The sequence below is a fragment of the Mycobacterium colombiense genome (assembly GCF_001672755.1).
GTDB classification, from domain to species: Bacteria; Actinomycetota; Actinomycetes; order Mycobacteriales; family Mycobacteriaceae; genus Mycobacterium; species Mycobacterium colombiense_C.
The window spans coordinates 51,399-74,483 of record NZ_LZKI01000080.1 but is presented as its reverse complement, the minus strand read 5'-3'; the positions used below and the strand labels follow the sequence as shown (position 1 = coordinate 74,483).

The following is a 23,085-nucleotide window of genomic DNA, read 5'->3' as shown; positions in this document are numbered from 1 at the left end:
TTGAGCGAGTTCGAAACCGTGCTCTATGAGCGGCCGGCCGACAAGGTCGCTCGTATTGTGCTCAACCGGCCCGAGGCGAGAAATGCGCAGAGCATGCGCATGTTGTACGAGCTCAATGACGCGTTCGACGCTGCCGCGCAGGATGATTCGGTCAGCGTCATCATCCTTGCCGCGAACGGCCCGCACTTCTCCGCCGGACATGATCTGCGCGAGCGCGACGCGCTGCAGGTGGTGAGCGACCATCAGCGCGTCGGCACATGGTGCGGATTCGGTTGTGCCGGTGCGGAATCGCAGATGGCCGTGGAGAAGGAGATGTATATCGGGCTGAGTGAGCGGTGGCGCAACCTCCCGAAACCGACGATCGCTGCCGTGCAGGGCAAGGTGATCGCCGGTGGCCTCATGCTCGTGTGGCCGTGCGATTTGATCGTCGCCGCCGACGATGCACTGTTCCAGGACAACACCGTGTCGATGGGTGTGTCGGGCGCCGAGTTCTTCAACCACCCGTTTGAGGTCGGCGCGCGGAAGGCGAAGGAGATGCTGTTCACCTCGGACTTCCTCACGGCCGCGGAGGTCCATCGGCTCGGCATGGTGAATCACGTTGTGCCTCTCGATGAGCTGGAGTCGTTCACGTTGCAAATAGCGTCGCGTATCGCCGAGAAGCCGCTGTTCGCACTCAAGCTGGCGAAGGAGGCGGTGAACGTGGCCCAAGACAACCAGGGACGAGTCAATGCCATGCAAACGTCGTTCGCGTATCACCAGCTGTGCCACAGTCACAACCAGCAGGTCCACGGAATGCTGATCGACCCGGCGTTCATGCAGCGGACTTTCAAGGCGAAGGCTGAGGCGGGGTGATGAACGAGTGGTCATGGGAGTTCGTGATGGCGTTCGGCCCGGCATTCGGCGTTTCCTGATACACGAGTTCGATATCCCACCTGCGATTCCGCCGGGCTGGGCGGTGCTGGGTATCGAAGTGGTCATCTCCGGGGAGGTACAGCGGCGGCCCGATGGAGCGGTGGCGGGCGCTGAGAGGGGTCAGCGTCAGTGGCCGCGTGGACGCAGGCCGTCGAGCAGCAGCGGTATCAGTTCTTCGTGATCGGAGGCTGGGAAGAATTCAGCCGTATTGGCAGAGGCACGCAATGAGATAGCGCCGATGACGGCTTCGGCCACAGTGCCGGGTTTGATGTCTGCGCGTATCTCACCGCGGGTGATGGCGTCGTGAAGGGCGTCCTCGATGGCTGCGAGGCAGCGATCGACCGAGTCGCGTTTGAAGACCACATAAAGGTCCGGGTAATCCGCGATCTCCGCCGCGCAGCGTTGCAGGATGGTGAGCCGTGGTTCGACGAACACGGCGGCAATCTCGTCGAGCAGGATGGCTAGATCTTTGCTGATCGATCCTGTGCGGGGAGGGTCCAATCTGGCTGCCAGGGACGATATTCCGGCCAGGATGAGGTCTTCGCGGTGAGGCCATCGCGCATAGATGCTGCGTTTTGCTGCGCGCGCCCGGGCGGCCACCGACGTAATGGTGAACTCGGCGATGCCCTTGTCCGCCAGTTCCTCCACCGCGGCGGCCAATACCCGCTGGTCGACGCTGTCGTCACGTGGCCGTCCGCGCGGTCGGGAGGTCATGCCGGCAGTATATGCACTAAATATGTCACGGGTGCCGTTGCATAATCGCTGCGCATGAAATAGCCTTAACTCCAGGGCAATTCACGATCTGAGAAGGTGTGATGCCAGAGTCCTTCAGCGATGTCGTCGTGAATGCGAATCCGCACCACCGTGGCACGGGGAAGCCGAGCCGCAGATATGAGTCGGTTTGTTCACCGCCCACACGCTGCTGACGTCAAATGCGTTCGGCTGTTCAGAATCTCATGGACTGACAAGGTGTCATGTCCAGGTACGAATACAGAGAGGAACAGGGATATGGCGAGACTCACTCCGGAACAGATGGAAGAGGTGCTCATCGTTCATGAAACGGCTGAGTTCGATAACGACCTTGATGCGGTGATGGCGACGCTGGTCGCGAATCCGGTGTACGAACTTCCCAGCATTGGATGGCACATTGAGGGCACCGAAGGAGTTCGTGAACTGTACAGGCGCTGGCTCAACGGCACCGAGACGCGCAATGTCTGGGCCGAAAAGCGGGTGCAGGCGTTTTCCACCGATGAAAACGCCTTGATCCGTGACGCTTACGTCTACTACGACGGCGACGACGGGCAACGGGTTACGGGCCGGTACTCCACCGCGATCTCGTTCGAGGGCAATCTGATCAGTGGTGAGCGGATGTTCATGGAGGCTCCGTTCGCGAAAATAATGTATGACATCCTCGGTGCCGATTTCGCCAGCGTCCCAGGTGTTTCGAAGCTGGAAGATGTCAGCCCCCCGCCTGTCGAGAGACTGGATCGCGCGGCCGCACACGCCGCCAACCCGCACCACTGAACCGGCGGTCACGACAGCTGCACGCACTGCCAGGATCGGCGCATAGCCGCATCGTTCGGACAACTTCCGATGGCACTTCGAGTCCTGATTTCGCACGCAATCGACTGTGAATGCCAGTGAGGCTGGGAAACCCGCAGGCCGGGGTTGGCTAGACCTTGCGGCCTTGCAGTTCGGCGAAGTTCGCGGCCGCGTCAAGCCACCCGGACCCAACTACCCACGGCCACAGAAGATTAGAGGATCAGCAATGAAGCTCCTTGCACATGATGTTGACAGTCACGAGATGATTCCCGCTCACCTGCTCGAGGATGTCTTGGGCCAGCCCGGACGAATAATGGGTAAAATCCTCGAATCCGCCGATCAGAATCCTGGGAATGCGGACGCCATGCATCAGCCGGATATCGTGGGTGATACGAAGGACATCGACCCCGAGGACATCTGGAAGATCAAGGGGCCGTCAGCCCCGAGCGCCATCGATCTAGGCCGGCGCGTCGAGGTCCTGGACGTGATGGGGATCGATCGACAACTGGTCTTTCCGACCACGGCGATCGCAGCGATTATGGTCGGCGGAATGAACGATCTCAGCTTCGAACAGCGCTGGGGCGCGGACCAGTCCGTCTTCGAAGGCATGTCGCGGCCGGACTTCACGAAGCTCTTCCTGCGGGCGTACAACGAGTGGGTCATCGATAACGTGAACCTGGCCAATGGCCGGATCCGCCTGGTCGGGATTGTCACCACCCGCCCCGATGTGAGCGAAATGATCAAAACCGCAGAGGATTTGATCAGCGCAGGCGTTCGTGCGGTGTACCTGCAGGCCGACGTCCCGCCGGGCGGGGTTTCGCCGGCGCACTCGCTGCTGGACCCGTTGTGGCGGCTGTTCGAGGAGAACGACGTTGCGGTGACGCTGCACATCGGGACCGAGTTCTTCTTCCTAGATCCGGGGTGGATGGTCGCCGAGACGTTCCAGGATCTATTTCAGTCACCGGAGATCCCGAACGCCAATATCCAACTGTTTTCGACGGTGCATATGTCGCTCGACAACTACGTGTCGGCGATGGTGCTCGGTGGGGTTTTCGAGAGGTTCCCCGGGCTTCGGCTCGGCCTCATGGAGGTAGGGGCGCACTGGGTCGGATGTGCGGCTCGACGGATGAATATGTACGTCAAAGTGTTTCCCGGTGCGGCGGCCGCGAAATTTCCGTTGAAGCCCTCGGAGTACATCGCCCGGAACATCCGGGTGTCGCCGTTCAATTTCGAGCCCGTCGACAGCTACATCCAGGATGACCCCGACTTGGCCGACGTGTTCTGTTTCTCGACCGACTATCCCCACGTCGAGGGCACGAAGGATTCGATGAAGAACATGCTCGCGAAGGTCGAGCCTCTCGGTGAGGAAATCACCACGAAGTTTTTCCGAACGAATGCCGACTGGCTCTTGCCGTGATGGCCGCTGATGCTGACAAGCCGATCACGAGCTTGATTCGTGAGCTCGGCATCACTCACGGTAGCTCCGTCGATCTGGCGCAAGGCGATGTCTGATGAAAAGAAGCTATTTCACTGAAAGTTCTTGACGCGGCGTGATCGTTGAGAAAAACTGACATGACAAGTTGTCAGATCTATTCGGACGTGGAAGGCAGCGACTGTGTCAGGGGCGTCACCAAACTCGCTCTGCTATCAGGTCTGCGTGGAGTTCTAGCCCGGCGTTGTCAGTAGAGATCTGACCGTGCTCACCTTCGAAGGCGATTGGTCGCCAGCGAGGTGTTCTTATACAGACCCCAGCTTCACGAAAGTGATGCGAGAGGCACTCGGCGACGACTTCGGAGATGTCCTAGGGGTTTCAAGGATTTAGCGTTCACGACTTCGACAAAGCCAGGAGCACAACATGTCTGGACCGCACATCGGGGTTTTCCTGCCCAGCATGAGTCCGGCCGCGAGTGTGCCCCAGGATGTCGTCGCAGCCGCCCGACGGGCCGAGGACCTCGGCTTCGAGTCGGTGTGGGTGACAGACCAACTGGTGGCCGGCACCGAGATGGCCTTCCTCGAGAGCAACACGGTTCTGGCTGCGGTGGCAGCTGTCACCGAACGTGTCAAGCTGGGTTTCGGCGTCATGGTGCTTCCCCTGCGGCCGGTGGCCTGGGTGGCCAAGCAGATCGCTTCGCTGCAGCATCTGTCCGGTGACCGGGTGATCCTCGGTGTCGGCATCGGCGAGGACCGCCATCCGGGGTCGTGGGGGGCGGTGGACGTTCACCGGCGCGAGCGTGGCCGATTGACCGATGCGGCTTTACGTGTACTCCCGGATCTGATCTCGGGCCGTGTTTCGCAGGGGCCGGATGGTGCCGAGTTCCGCTTGTTGCCCGGGGCCACCGTCCCACCCATCCTGGTGGGCGGGATATCGCAGGCGGCGCTGAACCGGGCCGTCGCGGCCGGAGGCTGGTTCGGTTTGCCTTTGCCGCCGGCGGAGATTGCTCGAGTCCGCGACATGCTGGCGGAACTGGCGGTGGGTATGGGCCGGCCGATACCGGCCATTACCGGGTTCGTAATGGCGTCGATCGCGGGTGATCCTGCGATGCCCGATCGCCGCGCCGCGGTGCAAGCCGTGGCAGACCCCGCCGGCATGTACGGGTTCCCGCGTGAGGCCGCCGATGCGATGGTCATGACCGGAACTCCTGCCGAGATCGCCGGAGAGCTGGCCGCCTTACGCGAAGCTGGAACCGATCGGGTTGCAGTCACTCTGGTGGGCAACTGGTCTCGGCAAGCGGAGTTGCTCGCCGAGGCTACGCGGATGCTCGCCTGATGCTGCGGTGGCTCTTCGGTGCGGCCTCGATCGCCGCGCAGCTGGCCCAGTCGCATCTGCCAACTCTGGTGGCACTCGTCCACGGCCCATCGCAGATGACAACCAGGGCTCAGAAGCGTTGCCATGCAAGATAATTCATCGCCACCCTCGGATGTGGACAGCGGTACGACGGATTCAACGCGCTGTGCGTCCGGTGACGGGTACCGGGGTGCATCCGTGGTGACGGCTCGCCGACTATCGCGGTTCGCCAGACCTTCCTATCAGGGGTTCCGATCGTCTCGTCCCGGCCCGGTAGTGACGTCCCAGGAACCGACTTTCGAGTAAGCGCAAGTACTTGACGGTGGCCCTTGCCGAGGGTTAACTGACATTAATAAATGTCAGATAGGTCACAGGCTGAGAGGTGACGCTGGATGCGAGTCAGTTTTGATGTGCGGCAAGCCGACGGAGACACGCTGTCGCGTCCGGAGTTGAGGCCCGTGACGATTGTGTCGGCGGACTCGCATGTGTCTTTGCCGCCGAAGATGTACAAGCAGTACCTGGACTCGAAATACCACGACTCGTGGGCGGGTTACCTCGATGATGTGTCGGTCATCAACAAGGTCGTCGAATTGACCGGGTACCCCGCCCCGCCGGACGCCCTCGAGATCTACGACAAGCGTGGCGTGGTCGAGGCTGCGGGTGAGGTCGGCTATTTCGATCCCGTATGGCGCCTGCGTCACGTTGAGTCCGAGGGCATCGTGGCCGAGTTTTTGCATCCGTTCGGTCCGATCGGTTTCGTGCCGTTCGCCGACGTCCAGAACCAGATGCGTTCACATGAGTTGCGGTACGCGGGCTCTCAGGCGCACAACCGGTTCCTGAAAGACTTCTGCTCGGAGGCGCCGGGGCGCTTGCTGGGCGTACCGCTGATCTACCCCTGGCCGGACTGGCAGGGCGGGGTCGCCGAGATCGTGCAGGCCCGCGAAAACGGGTTCCACGCCATCTTTCCGCCGATGATGCCCGGAACTCCGGGGGACCTGCCCGCGATGTATGACCCGTGGTGGGATCCCATGTGGGCGGCGTGCCAAGACCTGGGCATGGTGGTGCACATCCATGCCGGTTTCGGTAACCCGCAGGGCGGCGTCGTCGAGATGGTGCGAAATGTGTTCGGCCGTAACGATGCACATGGGCCGGACGCGAGCAAGGAAGGCCTGGCCGCGATCGACCCGAGCCTGCTGCCCAAGTTCGATCCGGATGGCGACCCTGAGGCCGCCGGCACGAACTCGTTCTTGAGCGAGCTGTTCGAGACGTTCGGGGAGCGTCGGCCGTTGTGGCAGTTGATGTGGGGTGGGGTTTTCGACCGGTTCCCGAACCTCAAGGTCGCCTTCCAAGAGATCCATGCCGATTGGGTGCCCGTGACATTGCAGTACCTGGACCGTGCGCACGCGGCCAATCCGGGTCCGCTAAAGATGACGCCGAGCGAGTACTGGGCCCGCCATTGCGCCTGCGGCACATCGCTGATGCGGTACGGCGACGTGGCGGCCCGTCATGATGTCGGCCTGGACAAGTTGATGTTCGGCAGCGATTATCCGCACTTCGAAGGGACATGGCCCAACACCCATGACTGGATTCGTGCCACGCTGGGATCGATTCCCGAAGTCGAGGCGCGAGGCATCCTGGGCGAGAACGCCATCGATTTCTACGGCCTGGACCGGGCGTTGCTGGAGCGGACCGCAAAGCGGATCAGCCCGCTGTCCGGGGAGCTGTTCAATGGCCAAGAGGTCGACCACAAACTGATCAGACATTTCGAGTTCCGGGCCGGCATCAACAAGCCCGTCAATTTCAATGTCGATCAAATGAACCAGGCGTTTGAGGAAGACCGTACCGGGGCGACCAACGCGCTGGTTTCCTAGAGCGCGTGATGTCGACAGCGTGATTCGCGCGGACCGTTGGTCGAGGGCGGTTATGCATGACGGGACAGCTTGAAGACAGGGTCGCATTCATCACGGGTGCCGATGGCGGGCAGGGTGGTTCGCGTGCGGCGCGGGCCGCTGAGGGCGCCGTGGTTTATCACGCACGACTCTCGTGGCGAGCGCCGTCATGCAAGAATTCCAGCTCCAGAAATCTGGACCGAATGCCGTTGGTCGGGCGACATCGACCGTCACCACTATGCTTGGGCTGCACAACTTAACCGGTAGGAGCGAACGTGTCGGCTGGCCGCGTATACGGCGGAATAACGGGTGAACAGCGGATCGCTGAGCGACGCCGGAAGTTGATCGGGGCCGGCATGAACGTGTTCGGTTCTGCGGCATCCGGTTCCGCCCGGGTCAAAGATGTGGTCGTTGAATCCGGACTGACGGAGCGGTACTTCTACGAAAGCTTCAGCGACTTGAACGCGTTGTTCGATGCGGTGCTGGAGCTCACTATGGAGACTGTTGAGAGTGCCGTGAACGCCGCAGTCGTCGAGGTGCGCGATGACGCCGTGTCGAGGCTGTCTGTCGTACTCCGAACATCTGTCGATGTGTTGGCCGGCGATCCCCGTACGATCCGCATCATCTTTGTCGAGGCGCTCGGTAAGGGCGGACGCGCTAGCTCTCGCCGCAACGAAATCCTCGTGCGTGCTGCCGAGAACTTCTTCCGGTGGTCGGGAACCGATGTGGGTGACTTTGAAAGCAGCCCCCTGGAGACGCGGACGAAGACTTTTGCCTTGACAGGGGCGGCTTCGGAACTGTTGATCGCGTGGGCTGAAGGACTTCTTGACATGACCGCAACCCAGCTCGCGGACTTCCTTGTGGGACTGTACTGGCGGATCAATCTTCCCTGACGGCGGGGTTTTCCGCACCCTCCGCGGCGCCGTGATGGTCGTCGCCTTCGTCATCCCAGTAGGCCCATTCGGGAAGCGGTGTATTCGGCATGGCGCCACGCGCGGACGCCTCGTACCCGGGCTGACCGGTATACCCCTTCCACTGTGGGTTCAGTCGATTCGCTCGTGAGCGTCTGACACCCCGGGCGATCAGAGCGACCGTGCCCCCGACGATGAGAGCGATCAACGCAATCTTGAGGACCAGCAACAGCACCGCCATGATCTTCGTGGGCTCCTAGGACGAGGATGGGCAGAACCGAACGTTCGACCCGTCAGGTGTCGAAGGCGATGGGCAGGTTCGCCGGCCCGCTGAGGCCCACAACCGGCTTCCACGGCGATGGCCCGTTCTTACGCGGGTTCGCGAGTCGGCGAGTAACGGTATTCAGCGCTTCGGCGATTTCGCGCCGCGCCAGGTTCGCACCGAGGCAGTAGTGCACGCCCGCACCGAAATTGAGCACCGGTGGCAATCCCTCACGGGTGATGTCGAACCGGTTGGGGTCGTGGTAGATCGCTGGATCACGATTGGCCGCAGCGGTATTCGCGAACACCAGCGTCCCCTGAGGAAAGTGGACCCCAGCGAGTTCGACGTCCTCGGCCACGACGCGCAACAAGGTGGTGGCGATCGGGGAGTGCCGCATGGTCTCTTCGACGGCGGTCATCGCCAACTCGGGAGCGTGTCGCAAGAGCTCCCACTGGTCCGGGTGCTCGCAGAGCACCCCGATGGACGCAGCCACCTGATTGCGTGTGGTGTCGGTGCCCGCGAGCAGTAGCGCGGCGGCGAGCATGCGCAACTCCCCGGCGTCGAGCCGGTCCCCGTCGTGTTCGGCGCGGATCAGGTCGGAGAGTAGGTCGTCGGTCAGGGTATGGCGACGCCGCGCGATCACGTCGTCGACGTAGTCGTCGAGTTCGCCCCACGCGCGCATCACGCCGGGCCCGTCATCGGCGGTGAAAGTGAAGTTGAAGGCCTTGAAGATGTCGTCGGCCCACAGCGAAAACCGTTGCCAGTCTTCGCGGGGCGCACCGAGCAGCGCGCAGATGATGGGCACGGGGTAGGGCCGCGCGACGTCGGTGACGACGTCGCACTGACCCCGGCGGCTGATCGGTTCGACGAGTTCGTCGATGACCTCGGTGATGGTGGTGTGCAGGCGTTCGACCGCGCGGGGCGTGAACGCCTTCGACACGACACTGCGTACGCGCTGGTGTTTGGCGCCCTCCATGCCCAACAACGAGTTGACGACCTTGTCCCACAGCGGGCCGGAGGTGATGCCCTGGACGGCGAGGATGTAGCCGGGTGGGATCTGGAAACGATTGTCCCGCAGTATCGTTCGGACGAGCTCGTAGGAGAGCACCTCGGGCCCATAAGGTCCCAGCGCGATCGGCGCTTGTCGCTGCGCCGCCAACAGCTGCGGATAGACCTGCTCGGGTGTGGCGGTGGCGACGTCGTACTCGATCGTCGGCAGGCCCGCATCGAACACGCTCGGGCTGGAGATGCTGACGGGCATTTGCCCCCTCCGTATCAGCTTTAGGCCGGCATAACCGGCAGTTGGCTGTCACTTCGTCCGATCTTAGGCCATCGCAATCCGCCTGGCGCAACACCGCCGTGACATGGGAACTGGCGGACCAGCTGGTCGTCACCGCCGCGGAGGATCTCTGGGGCCCGGTGCGGGGCCGACCAATCGCTGCAGCGACCATCCCGGATGAGCCAGGGGGCGGGTCTCGAGCCGGTGACGCTACGGCGTGTCGCGGTTACACCGCGGGTGGGTTCTGAGACCGTTGGACATACTCGCGATGCAACGCAAGGAGGCGGCGTGAGCCCGACACACGTTCTCTTCGTGTCAGCTCTCGTCGTCATGCTGGTAGTCGGGCTCGCGGCAATCATGTTCTCCGGAAAACTGTTCCGGCCTGAAACGACCCTGGCGATCGTGTTGACGGTGATTACCGTCGCGGGCTGGGTCTGGCGGATGCCACGGGGGTGGTACACGATTTCGCAAATCGCTTGGCGCTACCGGTTGAAGACTGGTCAGGTTTGGGAGGTCGCGGACAAGCTCGGTATGAGGGCCTCTAACCGTGGTGCGCTCGTCCCTCCCTCGCAGCGGAAGAAGATGCATCCCGAACTGATGCGTCTGAAAAAGCGTAAGGCGGTGCGCGAGCCGAGGGCACCGAAAAACACCCGATTGGTCTACGAACCCTCAGCCGCGCAGTCTGATCTCCTTTCGGAGGCCGATCGCATGCAGTTCTCCGCTGAGGAGCTACAGCGACATCTGCATCCGAGCATCACCCATTTCGTGGCGGACGTCGAGGACGAGGCAGTCTGACGAAATCAGCTAGGGCCATGCTGATCTCAGCGGATGCCGCGTCGGACGAAGCCAGAGGCTGGAGGAGTGCTTCGCCCACGCGAGGCTGGTCTGATATGTGAAATCGACGATCGGTCGGCGACAATCGCTGGGGCCCACCACAACCCGTAGCCCCACTGAGGGTGGTGCTCTGAATTCTCCGAGTGATTCGCGGCGATGTTGCCGCGGGCTTCACGGGGTTGGCCGCCTTCGCCCCCAAGCGCGAACCGCTATTCACGGGAAGGTAGCCCTGGGGCGCTCAGCGCTCGACGGCGGCGTGGGCGCGCACCGACGGCGCGATCCAGTCGTCGAGGAACCGTCGCAGCTCCCGTCCGGCGCGCGGCGGACGGCCCGGGTCGACGATCAGTGACTGCAGGGTGCGCAGCATGATCTCGACCAGCTCGTCGAGTCTGCCCTCGGCGAATCCCGCTGCGGCCCAATCGACGTCGAATCGCTGCAGGATCGTCCGGCCGAACGAAATGGCCATGTCGGACGTGACGCCCGCGGTGAACGCGCTGGCCTTGCCGGGCTGGAACACCAGGCCGAGGTACTTGTCGTGCGCGAGTTGCTCGAACGTGTAGGCGATGCCCTCGACGACCGCCTGGGTGGGATCGGTGATCGAACCCAGGTGCGCCGCAAGGCGATCCAGGAACCCGTCGACGGCGGACAGTGCCGTCGCGCCCAGTAGTGCCTCGTGGGTGGGGAAGTACCGGTAGATCGTCTGCCGCGTCACGCCCAGCGTGGACGCGACCTCGGAGACGCTCACGGTCCCGCGCGCGTCGATGGCGCTGCGGGTCGCGCCCAGGATGCGTGCGACCGCCTCATCGTCGTCGGCCGGGATGTCACCCGACCAGCCGTGCCGGCGCATGGCGTGATCGTCGCACATACCAGGTGCCGACCTTGACAATACAAACGATAATGATTGTATGGTCCGAAGTATCGAGGCGAAGGAGACAGGGTGACGACGATCGACAAGCCGGTGAGCGGAACCGACGAGACGCTGACGCGGCGGGGCCTGCGTCACGCCCTGGACAAGACGACCGACCTGGCCGAACGTGAGCTGCGGGTGCCGCTGCACTACTACCGCGACCCCAAGATCACCGAGATCGAGGAATCCCAGATCCTGCGCCGGGTGCCGCTGGCCATCGTCCCGTCGGCCCAGGTGCCCAACAAGAACGACTACGTGGTGCGCTCGGTGCTGGGCGACTCGCTGCTGGTCACCCGCGACCGCACCGGCGCCAGCCACGTCCTGCTCAACTACTGTCGGCACCGCGGCGCGATGCCGGCCTGCGGCTCGGGCAACGCCTCGCGGTTCGTCTGCCCATATCACGCCTGGACCTACCGCAACACCGGCGAATTGTTCACCGTCCCGGGCAAGGCCGGCTTCGATTCGATGGACACCAAGGACTACGGCCTGGTGGAGTTGCCCTCCGAGGAGCGGCACGGGTTCATCTGGGCGGTGCTGACCGCGGACGCGACCATCGACCTCGACGCCCATCTCGGTGACTTCGGCGCCGAACTGGCGCTGTGGAACTACGAGTCGTACGGCTACCACACGCAACGCGAATTCATGTCCGAAGTGTCCTGGAAGGGCGCGTTGGAAGCCTTTGCCGAGGGCTATCACTTCCCATATGTGCACGGAGAGAGCCTCATCGGGCAGAACACCCTGGCGAACACGATGGTCTACGACGAATTCGGTAAGCATCACCGCATCGGGTTTCCGTTCACCTGGATCACCAACGCGGACACCGACCCCACGGCGTCGCTGGACCCCTCGACGAACATGGGCGTGATCTATTGGCTGTATCCGAACCTCATCCTGGCCAACAGCCCGGTAGGCGTGGAGATCATCGACATGTTGCCCGCCGGTGAACCGACCCGCTGCACGGTCCGGCACAGCTGGATGGGACGCATCCCGGCCACCAACGACGAGATGAGAGCGGCCTACGACACCGTCTTCGAAGGGGTGCACGCGGCCGTACGCGACGAGGACTTCGCCATGCTGCCCCAGTGCGGCGAGGGCGTCCGGCACGGCCAGCACGACCACATGATCATCGGACGCAACGAAATCGCCGTCCAGCACATGATCAAGGTGTTCGCCCAAGAACTGGGCGTCGCGCTGGCCTGAACAGCGTTTGTTGCTCGCTGTTGGGTAGCCGCAGCCGAGCGCGGGTACTGATCCTCTGAACCCAAGATGGAGAGGATCCGATGGCGCACGACTCGACCGACGACCTGCTGCAAGAACTCGTTGGGACCTACGGGCCGCCCGGCCAGGAGGACGCGGTCCGCGCCGTTTGCGCCCGCGAGCTGGAATCCGTCGTCGACGACATGTGGACCGATGACGCCGGGAACTTGATCGGCTATATCGCCGCCGACCCCTCGGCCGCCGATGCCGGCGCGCACGACCACCGCCACCGGACGACGTCCGATCCCGGTACCGCAACGCGGGTGATGGCGCACATGGACGAAATATCCATGATCGTCAAGCGCGTGGAATTCGATGGCACACTGCATCTGACGCAGCTCGGGACAATGTATCCGGGCAACTTCGGACTGGGCCCGGTCGCCGTGCTCGGTGACAACGAAACCCTCACCGCGGTACTGACTCTCGGCTCCGAGCACACCACCATCGAGAGCCACCGAATCTGGGAGACCAAGCCCGACCAGGGCGACCGCGCGCTGGACTGGCAGCACGTCTACGTCTTCACCGGACGCAGCACCGAGGAGCTGAGCGCCGCGGGAGTGCACGCCGGCACCCGGGTGTGCGTGGAACGCAGCAAGAGGGATCTGGTCGAGATCGGCGGCTACGTCGGCTCTTACTTCCTCGACGACCGCGCCGCGGTGACCGCTCTGCTGCGAGCCGCGCGTGTGCTGCACGAGCGCGGGCAACGACCCGCCGACGACGTCTACATCGTGTTCACCACCAACGAAGAGATCGGCGGGGTGGGCGGCACATATGCCAGCTCGCACCTGCCCGGCGACCTCACCCTGGCCCTGGAAGTCGGCCCCACCGAACGCGAATACAACACCAGCGTCACCGGCGGGCCGATCATCGGCTACATGGACGCGTTGTGCATCTACGACAAGGAGGTCGCCGACCGGCTCCTGAAGATCGCCACAGATCTGGAGCTGTCGCCGCAGCCGGCCGCACTGGGCGCCTTCGAATCCGACGCCTCGCACGCCAAGGCCTACGGGCTGACCGCCCGCGCCGGCCTGCTGTGCCTGCCCACGCTCAGCACCCACGGCTATGAGGTCATCGCCCGCCATGCGCTCGACGACATGGCCGCGATCGTCGTCGATTTCGTGTTGCAGCCAAGTCAAAGGATCACCTGAAAACCCGACGACCGCGCTGATCACCCTGTTAGGCTGGCGACGCTTCAGGACGCCGAACGATGGGATTGGCACGTGGCGGGCGTGGTCTCTCGAAATTCGCTGCCGGAACAAAGCGAATCCCCATGACACGCCCACGAATTCGCGCGCGAGCGCCGCTGCGGATCTCGTTCGCCGGCGGCGGCACGGACGTCCCGCCGTTCCCGACGACCGAAGGCGGCTGCGTCCTGTCGGCCACCATCGATCGCTACGCCCAGGGATCGCTCGCGCCGCGTACCGATCGCCGGGTCAGCATCGAGTCGGTGGACTTCAAGACCACGCACGAGATGACGCTGGACAACGAGATCCTCTACGACGGCAGCCTCGACCTGATCAAGGCCGCGGTGCGCAGGTTCGGCCGCGACGGCACGGACGGCTACGACCTGGTGCTGCGTTCCAGCGCTCCACCCGGCTCGGGACTGGGCTCGTCGTCGACGATGATGGTCGCCCTCACCGGCCTGCTCGCCGAGCACTACCGGGTGCCGATGGGCGAGTACGAGACCGCCCAGCTGGCGTGCGCCATCGAACGCGACGACCTGGGCATCGCGGGCGGCCTGCAGGACATGTACGCCGCGACGTTCGGCGGTTTTAACTTCATCGAGTTCACCGACCGGGTGATCGTCAACCCCCTGCGAATCCGCGACGAGACGGCCTTCGAGCTCGAGCTCAGCCTGCTGCTGTGCTACACGGGCATCACCCGCGACTCCGCGCGCGTGATCGAGGACCAGACTCGGCGCGCCACAACGGGTTCCGATGACACCCTGGCGGGCCTGCGGGCCCAGAAGGATCTGGCGGTCGCGATGAAGGCGGCGCTGCTGACGGGCAAACTGAACGACTTCGGCGCGCTGCTCGGCGAGGCCTGGAATCAGAAGAAACGCATGTCGCCCTACATCACCAACGAGCGCATCGACGACCTCTATGACCTCGCTCGGAAAAACGGCGCATTGGGCGGCAAGCTCACCGGCGCGGGTGGTGGGGGATACATCCTGCTGTTCTGCGACTTCGCCAAAAAGCACCGACTCATCGAAGCTCTCGAGGGCGCCGGCGCCACCATCACCGAATTCGCGTTCGAGAGCAAGGGATTGACTACATGGCAGGCCTGACCGAGTCCGACGTCGTCCCACCGAGCGTGGAGCTGGTGCAGCAGCGACTTGCCGAGACCATCGCTGTCAAGCAACAGATGCAGCAGGGCGATTTCGCCACGCAGACCGTCGGGGTGGCCCGCGTGATCATCGGGGCGCTGCGCGCCGGCGGCAAGGTGATCTTCTTCGGCAACGGCGGCTCCGCGCAAGACGCCGGGCACCTGGCCGCCGAACTGATGGGCCGCTTCGCCTTCGACCGCCCCGGGCTGGCGGCGATCAGCCTCCCCGACGCCACCGCGGCGATCACGGCGATCGGCAACGACTACTCCTACGACGAGGTGTTCGCCCGTCAGGTCCTCGCCGCGGGGCGCCCCGGCGACGTGGTGGTCGGGCTGACCACATCGGGCAGCTCTCCCAACGTCGTTCGCGCGCTCGAGGCGGCGGGCCAGGCGGGGATGACGACCGTGACGCTCACCGGCGCACGCGGCGGCAAGGTGGCCGACGTCGCCGACATCTGCATCCGGGTGCCCAGCCACGACACCGGGCGGATCCAGGAGGCGTGCCTGCACCTGGGCCACTCCATCTGCGAAATGGTCGAAGCGGCACTGTTTCCCAGGCCTTCCTGACAGCGACGATGGCCGCACCCGATCTGCGCACCGTGCGCACCGTGCTCCTGGACCGGGACGGCACGATCAATGTCAAGGCCGCCGAGGGTGAATACATCCGAACACCCGCCGAACTGGTGCTGTTGCCCGGCGCGGCAAGGGCGCTGGCCGCCCTGAACGCCGCGGGCCTGCGGACCGTGCTGGTGACCAACCAGCGCTGGCTATCGGAAAAGGCCGCCGAACCAGCGGATTTCACCGCCACCCAGCGGCGCCTCGGCGAAATGCTGGCGCGCGAAGGTGCCCGGCTCGATGCCGCCTATCACTGTCCGCACGCGGCGAACAGCTGTGACTGTCGCAAGCCGCTGGCCGGCATGTTGGTGCGCGCGGCGCGAGAGCACGGCTTCGACCTGGCCGAGGCGGTCATGGTCGGCGACAGCGACATCGACATGATGGCGGGCAGGGCGGCCGGAACGGCGACCATCTTGCTCCGTGCGGGCGGCGGAGAAGCCGTCGACGCCGACTTCGTGGTCGGCGACCTTGCCGCGGCCGTCGAACTCATCGTGAAGGCCCAGGTGGCGCGCTGAGGCCACTTGCCGCAGCCGCAACGGTGCTCATAACCTGGCAACATCCGACCGTATCCGGGGGGTTCGGCCCGGGCGGTAGACGACGGCAAGCAGGCGGGCAGGTCATGGCATCACCGCGACGCGCAGAGCGCTGTCGCGATGCTGCGGGCGGCGGTCCATAGCGGTGGCCGGACTGACCGGCGCCCGGGTGGACGAGCTGGCGACGATGGACATCTTCAAGGGCGCTCCCGTTGAACACCTCGTCCCGCTGGCGGGCCGCCTGCAGCCCCTGCGCGCCGCGGCCGGCCAGGTGCTGATGCGACAGGGGGAGCAGGCCGTCTCGTTTCTGCTGATCTCCTCGGGCACCGCCGAGATCACCCACGTGGGTGACGACGGCGTGGTGATCGTCGAGCATGCGTCCCCGGGCATGATCGTCGGTGAGATCGCCCTGCTGCGTGACATTCCCCGGACCGCGACGGTGACCACCGCCGAACCGCTGACCGGGTGGATCGGTGACACCAGGGCCTTCGCCAGCTTGGTGCACATCCCCGGCATCACGCCGTGGCTGCTGCGCACCGTGCGCCAGCGTCTCGCCGCGTTCATCACGCCGATCCCGATCCGCGTGCGCGACGGCACGCTGCTGTTGCTGCGCCCGGTGCTGCCCGGCGACAGCGAGCGCACCGTGCACGGACACGTCTACTTCTCCAGCGACACCTTGTATCGGCGCTTCATGACCCCGCGGCTTCCCAGCCCCGCGCTGATGCATTATTTGTCGGAGGTCGACTATGTCGATCACTTCGTGTGGGTGGTCACCGACGGCAGCGACCCGGTGGCCGACGCGCGCTTCGTGCGCGACGCGAACGACCCGACGGTCGCCGAGATCGCCTTCACCGTCGCCGACGCCTATCAGGGCCGCGGCATCGGCACCTTCCTGATCAGCGCGCTGTCCATCGCCGCCGAGGTCGACGGTATCGAAAGATTTTCCGCGCGAATGCTTTCCGACAACGGGCCGATGCGCGCGATCATGGACCGCTACGGCGCCGTCTGGCAGCGCGAAGACATCGGCGTCATCACCACCGTGATCGACGTGCCCCACCCCCGCCACCTGCGGCGTGAGGAGGCCGAGCAGATCAAGCGCGTCGCCCGGCAGGTGATCGCGGCGGTCGGCTGAGTGGGCGCGGGCGGCGGCCAGTCTCCGCACCATGAGGTGACTTCGGAATCCGCTGGCGCATGCGCTAGCACGTTTGGGAATTGCCTGGTCCTTTCCGACCGGTACCCGTGTGACGGATGCGGTTCCGAACGTATGGCCCGATCTTGTGTTATCAACTCCTCATGCGGCCGTTCCGGATTGGCCCGTCGCTGGCTGCCGTGCTCACGGTGGCCAGCGCCGCATGCGGTCACTCGCCGGCACGCGTGCCGTCGACCAAACCCACGAAATCCGTTCCGTCGAGCGCCGTTGCCGTCAACCCCGTCAACATCAAACGGGTCGTTCGGGACCTGCCAGCCGGTTACGAGGTGACCACCGGGATCCCCAGCGCGGCCTCACCGAGGGTGATCTGGAGCCTGGGGGACGACCTGCAGGCCAAGCCGGCCAACTGCGGGACGCTGGCCGATCCCGGGAACGGGCGCGACCAGTCGGCGCAGGGCGTGTCGGGATCGGGGAGCGGCGGCATCGTCGACGCGGTGGTGGTGGCTTTGCCGGAGCAGGTGGATTTCCCGGACGACCTGCTCGCCTCGTGTTCGCAGTGGTCGGAGTCCGCCGGGCGCACCGTGGTGCACATCCACCTCACCGACGCGCCGCACGTCGATGGTGTCGACACCGTCGGCATGGTGGCCGACGTGAAGTCCTCCGTCGAATCGGGTACCGAAATAGACTCGCGCACTTACACATTCACCGCATACCTGGGCAACTACTATGCGTTCACCACGCTGACCACCGATCCGGGTTCGGCGCTTCCGGTGCTGCCCCCGCAATTCGCCGCGGATCTGCTCGCCAAAACGGTGTCCACGTTGCGCAGCTGAGCCACCCGCTTGGGTAGATTGGCCACGATGTCCAAGATGTTGCTCGCGGTCGCGGCTGTCTGGGTCCTGGCCGGCTGCTCTTCGGCCACTCACTCGGCAAAGGTCGACATCAGCAAGATCGTCGACGTGAAGACCAGCTTCGGACCCGAGTTCAAAGTCACCGACATCAGCGAACGGGGAATCGATCCCAAGCTGCTGGCGGGCCGCAAGCTGCCCGACGGGTTGACGTTCGACCCGGCGAACTGCGCGAAAGTGGCGGCCGGGCCGGACATGCCGGCGGACCTGCAGGGCAACATGTCCGCGGTCACCGCCGAGGGCCGCGGCAACCGGTTCGTGGTGATCGCGCTGGAGACCTCAAAAGCGTTGCCGTTCAACGATCCCGGGAAGGACTGTAACAAGGTGACCTTCACCGGGCCGCAGCTGCGGGGCGGTGTTCAGGTGGTCGAGGTGCCGCAGATCGAGAGCACCCGAACGCTGGGCGTGCATCGGGTCATGCAGGCGCTCACACCCGGCGGTCCACGCACCGGTGAGCTGTACGACTATTCGGCGGCATTCGACGACTACCAGGTGATCGTCATCGCCAATCCGTTGGTGCTTCCCAATCAGCCCGTCGCGCCGGTCGACACCCAGCGGGCGCGCGACCTGCTCGTCAAAGCGGTGTCCGCGGTGCGCACCTGACGTTCAGCGCACCCCGCGCGGCCGGAACTGGACGCTCACCCGGGGGCCGACGGACGCCGTCGTCTTGGGCACCGCGTGCTCCCAGGTGCGTTGGCACGAACCGCCCATCACCAGCAGGTCGCCGTGCGCCTGCGGCAGTCGCAGCGACGGGCCGCCGCCGCGGCGGCGCATCGCGAACGAGCGGGTGGCACCCAGGCTGACGATCGCCACCATGGTGTCCTCGGAACTGCTGCGGCCGATGGTGTCGCCGTGCCAGGCCACGCTGTCCGAGCCGTCGCGATAGCAACACAACCCGACCGTGGTGAACGGCTCGCCGAGCTCGCCGGCGTAGATGTCGTTGAGCCGGCGCCGCAGCCGGGCCAGTTCCGGATGCGGCGGCTCGTCGACCGTGAGGTCGTGATAGCTCACCAGCCGCGGCACGTCGACGACCCGGTCGTACATCTGCCGGCGCTCCTCGCGCCACGGCACCGACGACAGCAGGGCGTCCAGCAGGTCATCGGCATCGGTGAGCCAGCCGGCACGGATCTCGATGAACGCGCCGTCACCGAGTTGCCTGCGCTCGGTGTGCTGGAACAGGGAGCCTTGGACCGCGATCTCCACGGAGGAGAGTTTATCGCACATCCGTTCGATCGCGTGGGGCGCGCGATCGGGCGTGTGGCGGGACCGCGCGGCCCGGCGCCGCTACGGTTGACCTGTGGGTGTTGTTGAGCTGGGCACCAATTCTGAGGTCGGCGCGCTGCGCGTGGTCATCCTGCACCGCCCAGGCGCCGAGCTGCTCCGCCTCAATCCGCGCAACGTCGATCAGCTGCTGTTCGACGGCCTGCCGTGGGTCGCCCGCGCCAAGGACGAGCACGACCAGTTCTCCGCGCTGCTGCGGTCCCGCGGCGTCGAGGTGCTGCTGTTGTCGGACCTGCTCACCGAGGCGCTGACCCACAGCGGAGCCGCCCGGATGCAGGGCGTCGCGGCCGCCGTCGACGCACGGCGACTCGGAGTGCCGTTGGCCCAAGAACTTTCGGGCTACCTGCGGGGGCTCGAGCCGGCCCGGCTGGCCCAGGTGCTGATGGCCGGGATGACGTTCAACGAGTTGCCCTCGGACACCCGGACCGACGTGTCGCTGGTGTTGCGCATGCACCACGGCGGCGATTTCGTCATCGACCCGCTGCCCAACCTGGTCTTCACCCGCGACTCGTCCATCTGGATCGGCCAGCGGGTGGTGATACCGACGCTGGCATTGCGCGCCCGCATCCGCGAGGCGTCACTGACCGACCTCATCTACGCCCATCACCCGCGGTTCACCGGCGTGCGGCGTGCCTACGAGTCGCGCACCGCCCCCGTCGAGGGCGGTGACGTGCTGCTGCTGGCGCCCGGCGTGATCGCCGTCGGGGTCGGCGAGCGGACCACTCCGGCCGGCGCGGAAGCGTTGGCCCGCAGCCTGTTTGACGACGACCTGGCGAACACGGTGCTCGCGGTGCCGATCGCGCAGCGGCGCGCCCAGATGCACCTGGATACGGTGTGCACGATGGTCGACACCGACACGGTGGTCATGTACGCCAACATCGTCGACTCGTTGTCGGCGTTCACCATTGCGCGCACGCCGGACGGAGTCGCGATCAGCGACGAGGCCCCGTTCCTGGAGGCTGCGGCCAAGGCGATGGAGATCGACAAGTTGCGGGTCATCGACACGGGGCTCGATCCCGTCGTCGCCGAACGCGAGCAGTGGGACGACGGCAACAACACGCTGGCGCTCGCCCCCGGGGTGGTGGTCGCCTACGAGCGCAACGTGCAGACCAACATTCGCCTGCAGGACGCCGGCATCGAGGTGCTGACCATCGCCGGATCCGAACTTGGCACCGGGCGCGGCGGGCCCCGGTGCATGTCCTGCCCCGTCGCCCGCGATCTGCTGGCGTAGCAAGCTAGCGCCAGCTAGGCAGCCAGATCTCCATGTTCCACGTCTGCTGCGAAATCGGCAGACCGGTCAGCACCGGGAACAGCCACGCGAAGTTGGTCACCACCACGGCCACGTAACAGCACACGGCGATCAGCCCCAGCGTGCGTCGCTCCGAGTTCACGTGCAGCCGCAGCCGCCGGGGCGGGGCGCCCGGGGTGTAGAGGATGTCGCCGCAGATCAGCGCGATGGCCATCACCAAAAACGGCGCCATGGTCGCCGCGTAGAAGAAGTACATCTGCCGATCGATGTCGGCGAACCAGGGCAGCCAGCCGGCGCAGTAGCCGACCAGCACCGCCGCGTAACGCCAGTCGCGGCGGACCAGCATGCGCCACAACGCGAAAACCAAAACCGGTACGGCCAGCCACCACATCGCGGGGGTGCCCACCAGCATCTCGGCCTTGACGCAGGACTGGGCGCCGCACCCGGCGACGTTCTGCTCGTCGATGGCGTAAAGCACCGGCCGCAGCGACATCGGCCAGCTCCACGGCTTCGATTCCCACGGGTGGTAGTTGCCGGCGGAATTCGTCAAGCCCGCATGGAATTGGAATGCCTTGGCGGTGTAATGCCACAGCGACCGGATCGCGTCGGGCATTGGAACGATCGAATGCGTGCCGATCGTCTGGCCCACCTCGTGCCGGTCGATGGCGGTCTCGGAGGCGAACCACGGTGCGTAGCTGGCCAGATACACGAGCACCGGCATAACGGCCAGCGCATACACGGTCGGGACCAGGTCGCGCCGCAGCGTCCCCAGCCAGGGTCGGGTGACCTGGTACTGGCGCCGCGCGGCGACATCGAACGCCAGCGACATGGCACCGAAGAACAGCACGAAGTACAGGCCGGACCACTTTGTGCCGCAAGCCAATCCGAGCAGGATCCCGGCGCCGAAGCGCCACCACCGCACGCCCAGCCGCGGACCCCACACCGTGTCGGCGTTGCGGCCCTCCAGCAGCGCGGTGTGCATCCGTTGCCGTACCTGGTCTCGGTCGACGATCAGCGCGCCGAACGCAGCGACCACGAAGAACGTGAGGATGCCGTCGAGCAGGGCGGTCCGCGAGGCGACGAAGCTGACGCCGTCGCAGATCACCAACACTCCGGCGATGGCGCCGACCAGGGTCGAGCGACTGATCCGCCGGACGATTCGCATCACCAGCGCCACCATCACCACACCGAGCAGCGCGCCGGTGAACCGCCACCCGATGCCGCTGTAGCCGAAGATCGCCTCGCCGAGGGCGATCAGCTGCTTGCCGACCGGTGGGTGGACGACCAGGCCGAACCCGGGATTGTCCTCCACGCCGTGGTTGTGCAGCACCTGCCAGGCCTGCGGCGCATAGTGCTTCTCGTCGAAGACGGGGGTGCCGCCGTCGGTGGGTGAGCCCAGGTTCATGAATCGGGTCACCGCCGCCACCAGCGTGATCACGCCGGTCACCACCCAGCCGCGGATGTGATCGGTCGGGCCGAAATCGGCCACCGGCGCCAGCGGTCCGGGGCTGACGATGGGCACCATGCGCTCCTGGTCGGCGCCCTCCATGGTCAAGGGGGATTCGCGGGGCGGGGCAGTCATCGGTGTCGATCGTAGGCTGTCGGTCATGACCACCGGCCGCCTGTTGCTGGGCGCGACCCCCCTGGGCCAGCCGTCGGACGCCTCCCCCCGCCTGCTGGATGCCCTGGCCCGAGCCGATGTGGTGGCCGCCGAGGACACCCGGCGGGTGCGCACCCTGGCCAAGGCCCTCGGGGTGCGGATCACCGGTCGGGTGATCAGCATGTTCGACCAGGTCGAGAACGCCCGGGTGGAGTCGGTGCTCGAGGCGATCCGCGCGGGCGCGACGGTGCTGGTGGTCAGCGATGCCGGGATGCCGTTGATCAGCGACCCCGGCTACCGGCTGGTGACGGCCTGCGTGGAGGCCGGACTGCCGGTCGGATGCCTGCCGGGGCCGTCGGCGGTGACGACCGCGCTGGCCCTGTCCGGCATGCCGGCGGAGAAGTTCTGTTTCGAGGGATTCGCGCCGCGCAAGAAGGGGGCGCGAAGGACCTGGCTGGACTCGCTGGCCGACGAGCGGCGCACCTGCGTGTTCTTCGAATCGCCGCGCCGGTTGTCCGCCTGCCTGCAGGACGCCGTCGAGCGGCTCGGCGGCGCGCGCCGGGCGGCGGTCTGCCGGGAGCTGACCAAGGTGCACGAGGAGGTGGTGCGCGGGTCGCTCGACGAGCTGGCGGTGTGGGCGGCCGACGGTGTGCTCGGTGAGATCACCGTGGTGCTGGCCGGCGCCACCCCGAGCGCCGACCTGCCGTCGCTGGTCGTCGAGGTCGAGGAGCTGGTCGCGGGCGGCACCCGCATCAAGGAGGCCTGCGGGGAGGTGGCCGCCGCCCATCCGGGGGTGCGTTCGCGGCAGCTCTACGAGGCGGTGTTGCAGGCCCGGCGCGGCTGAGG

The 23,085-nt window shown here is 65.4% G+C and carries 23 protein-coding genes; 17 read left to right on the top strand and 6 right to left on the bottom strand.

Annotated features, from left to right (window positions below; genetic code table 11):
* Complete coding sequence (locus A5708_RS12740) at window positions 1-852, top strand: enoyl-CoA hydratase (protein WP_065029012.1); 852 nt, start codon at window positions 1-3, stop codon at window positions 850-852.
* Window positions 853-1,038: 186 nt separating this feature from the next.
* Here A5708_RS12740 and A5708_RS12735 read toward each other — a convergent pair whose 3' ends face one another.
* On the bottom strand, window positions 1,039-1,626 hold the full coding sequence (locus A5708_RS12735) for a TetR-like C-terminal domain-containing protein (RefSeq protein ID WP_081292929.1): 588 nt from the start codon (window positions 1,624-1,626) through the stop codon (window positions 1,039-1,041).
* Window positions 1,627-1,920: 294 nt separating this feature from the next.
* Here A5708_RS12735 and A5708_RS12730 point away from each other — a divergent pair, with 294 nt between their 5' ends.
* The 5 genes from A5708_RS12730 (at window position 1,921) to A5708_RS12710 (ending at window position 8,021) form a co-directional block, all read left to right on the top strand.
* A complete protein-coding gene (locus A5708_RS12730; protein ID WP_081292928.1) occupies window positions 1,921-2,436 on the top strand; it encodes a hypothetical protein in 516 nt (171 codons plus the stop codon).
* Window positions 2,437-2,680: 244 nt separating this feature from the next.
* Window positions 2,681-3,871, top strand: a complete 1,191-nt coding sequence (locus A5708_RS12725) for an amidohydrolase family protein (protein WP_081292927.1) — start codon at window positions 2,681-2,683, stop codon at window positions 3,869-3,871.
* Window positions 3,872-4,309: 438 nt separating this feature from the next.
* The gene (locus A5708_RS12720) at window positions 4,310-5,221 is read left to right on the top strand and encodes an LLM class flavin-dependent oxidoreductase (protein ID WP_081292926.1); all 912 of its coding nucleotides are present in this window, start codon (window positions 4,310-4,312) and stop codon (window positions 5,219-5,221) included.
* A gap of 410 nt (window positions 5,222-5,631) precedes the next feature.
* Window positions 5,632-7,110, top strand: a complete 1,479-nt coding sequence (locus A5708_RS12715; RefSeq protein WP_064953177.1) for an amidohydrolase family protein — start codon at window positions 5,632-5,634, stop codon at window positions 7,108-7,110.
* Between the two features lie 293 nt (window positions 7,111-7,403).
* Window positions 7,404-8,021: a TetR/AcrR family transcriptional regulator gene (locus tag A5708_RS12710; protein WP_081292925.1), complete on the top strand. Its 618-nt coding sequence runs from the start codon at window positions 7,404-7,406 to the stop codon at window positions 8,019-8,021.
* Here the strand turns inward: A5708_RS12710 and A5708_RS12705 are convergent.
* Both A5708_RS12705 and A5708_RS12700 read right to left on the bottom strand, forming a co-directional pair.
* Entirely contained in the window at window positions 8,008-8,280 is a 273-nt protein-coding gene (locus A5708_RS12705) for a hypothetical protein (RefSeq protein WP_065028972.1), read from the bottom strand. The two genes, A5708_RS12710 and A5708_RS12705, sit on opposite strands and share 14 nt — an antisense overlap.
* A 52-nt stretch (window positions 8,281-8,332) precedes the next feature.
* The gene (locus A5708_RS12700) at window positions 8,333-9,562 is read right to left on the bottom strand and encodes a cytochrome P450 (RefSeq protein ID WP_065028971.1); all 1,230 of its coding nucleotides are present in this window, start codon (window positions 9,560-9,562) and stop codon (window positions 8,333-8,335) included.
* A 348-nt stretch (window positions 9,563-9,910) separates the two neighbouring features.
* Between A5708_RS12700 and A5708_RS12695 the strand changes: the two genes are divergently transcribed.
* Window positions 9,911-10,375: a formate dehydrogenase gene (locus A5708_RS12695; RefSeq protein ID WP_065029010.1), complete on the top strand. Its 465-nt coding sequence runs from the start codon at window positions 9,911-9,913 to the stop codon at window positions 10,373-10,375.
* 277 nt (window positions 10,376-10,652) lie between these two features.
* Here the strand turns inward: A5708_RS12695 and A5708_RS12690 are convergent, their stop codons facing one another.
* On the bottom strand, window positions 10,653-11,261 hold the full coding sequence (locus A5708_RS12690; RefSeq protein WP_065029009.1) for a TetR/AcrR family transcriptional regulator: 609 nt from the start codon (window positions 11,259-11,261) through the stop codon (window positions 10,653-10,655).
* A 90-nt stretch (window positions 11,262-11,351) separates the two neighbouring features.
* Between A5708_RS12690 and A5708_RS12685 the strand changes: the two genes are divergently transcribed.
* The 8 genes from A5708_RS12685 to A5708_RS12650 all read left to right on the top strand — a co-directional run bounded on the left by A5708_RS12685 (window position 11,352) and on the right by A5708_RS12650 (window position 18,712).
* Window positions 11,352-12,521 carry an aromatic ring-hydroxylating oxygenase subunit alpha gene (locus tag A5708_RS12685; protein WP_065028970.1) on the top strand — a complete coding sequence of 390 codons (1,170 nt, stop codon included), beginning with the start codon at window positions 11,352-11,354 and terminating at the stop codon, window positions 12,519-12,521.
* An 80-nt stretch (window positions 12,522-12,601) separates the two neighbouring features.
* Complete coding sequence (locus tag A5708_RS12680; protein WP_065028969.1) at window positions 12,602-13,726, top strand: M42 family metallopeptidase; 1,125 nt, start codon at window positions 12,602-12,604, stop codon at window positions 13,724-13,726.
* Window positions 13,727-13,848: 122 nt separating this feature from the next.
* On the top strand, window positions 13,849-14,865 hold the full coding sequence (locus tag A5708_RS12675) for a GHMP kinase (RefSeq protein WP_065028968.1): 1,017 nt from the start codon (window positions 13,849-13,851) through the stop codon (window positions 14,863-14,865).
* Window positions 14,853-15,470 (top strand): D-sedoheptulose-7-phosphate isomerase, encoded by a 618-nt coding sequence (locus tag A5708_RS12670; RefSeq protein ID WP_065028967.1) that lies wholly within the window; start codon window positions 14,853-14,855, stop codon window positions 15,468-15,470. The genes A5708_RS12675 and A5708_RS12670 overlap by 13 nt, the downstream gene beginning before the upstream one ends.
* An 8-nt stretch (window positions 15,471-15,478) precedes the next feature.
* Window positions 15,479-16,033 (top strand): D-glycero-alpha-D-manno-heptose-1,7-bisphosphate 7-phosphatase, encoded by a 555-nt coding sequence (locus tag A5708_RS12665; protein WP_065028966.1) that lies wholly within the window; start codon window positions 15,479-15,481, stop codon window positions 16,031-16,033.
* 205 nt (window positions 16,034-16,238) lie between these two features.
* Window positions 16,239-17,183, top strand: a complete 945-nt coding sequence (locus A5708_RS12660; RefSeq protein ID WP_155765994.1) for a GNAT family N-acetyltransferase — start codon at window positions 16,239-16,241, stop codon at window positions 17,181-17,183.
* A gap of 161 nt (window positions 17,184-17,344) precedes the next feature.
* Entirely contained in the window at window positions 17,345-18,034 is a 690-nt protein-coding gene (locus A5708_RS12655) for a DUF5642 family protein (RefSeq protein WP_065028964.1), read from the top strand.
* Between the two features lie 27 nt (window positions 18,035-18,061).
* On the top strand, window positions 18,062-18,712 hold the full coding sequence (locus A5708_RS12650; RefSeq protein WP_065028963.1) for a DUF5642 family protein: 651 nt from the start codon (window positions 18,062-18,064) through the stop codon (window positions 18,710-18,712).
* A 3-nt stretch (window positions 18,713-18,715) separates the two neighbouring features.
* On the opposite strand, the gene A5708_RS12645 is transcribed toward A5708_RS12650, so the two are convergent.
* Window positions 18,716-19,312, bottom strand: coding sequence for an alpha-ketoglutarate-dependent dioxygenase AlkB (locus A5708_RS12645; RefSeq protein WP_196772617.1), 597 nt, complete (start codon window positions 19,310-19,312; stop codon window positions 18,716-18,718).
* 94 nt (window positions 19,313-19,406) lie between these two features.
* Between A5708_RS12645 and arcA the strand changes: the two genes are divergently transcribed.
* Window positions 19,407-20,621: an arginine deiminase gene (gene arcA, locus A5708_RS12640; protein WP_065028961.1), complete on the top strand. Its 1,215-nt coding sequence runs from the start codon at window positions 19,407-19,409 to the stop codon at window positions 20,619-20,621.
* A 4-nt stretch (window positions 20,622-20,625) separates the two neighbouring features.
* Here arcA and A5708_RS12635 read toward each other — a convergent pair whose 3' ends face one another.
* Window positions 20,626-22,164, bottom strand: a complete 1,539-nt coding sequence (locus tag A5708_RS12635) for a dolichyl-phosphate-mannose--protein mannosyltransferase (protein ID WP_196772622.1) — start codon at window positions 22,162-22,164, stop codon at window positions 20,626-20,628.
* Window positions 22,165-22,246: 82 nt separating this feature from the next.
* Here A5708_RS12635 and rsmI point away from each other — a divergent pair, with 82 nt between their 5' ends.
* Window positions 22,247-23,083 carry a 16S rRNA (cytidine(1402)-2'-O)-methyltransferase gene (gene rsmI, locus A5708_RS12630; RefSeq protein ID WP_065028959.1) on the top strand — a complete coding sequence of 279 codons (837 nt, stop codon included), beginning with the start codon at window positions 22,247-22,249 and terminating at the stop codon, window positions 23,081-23,083.
* Window positions 23,084-23,085: the final 2 nt, after the last annotated feature.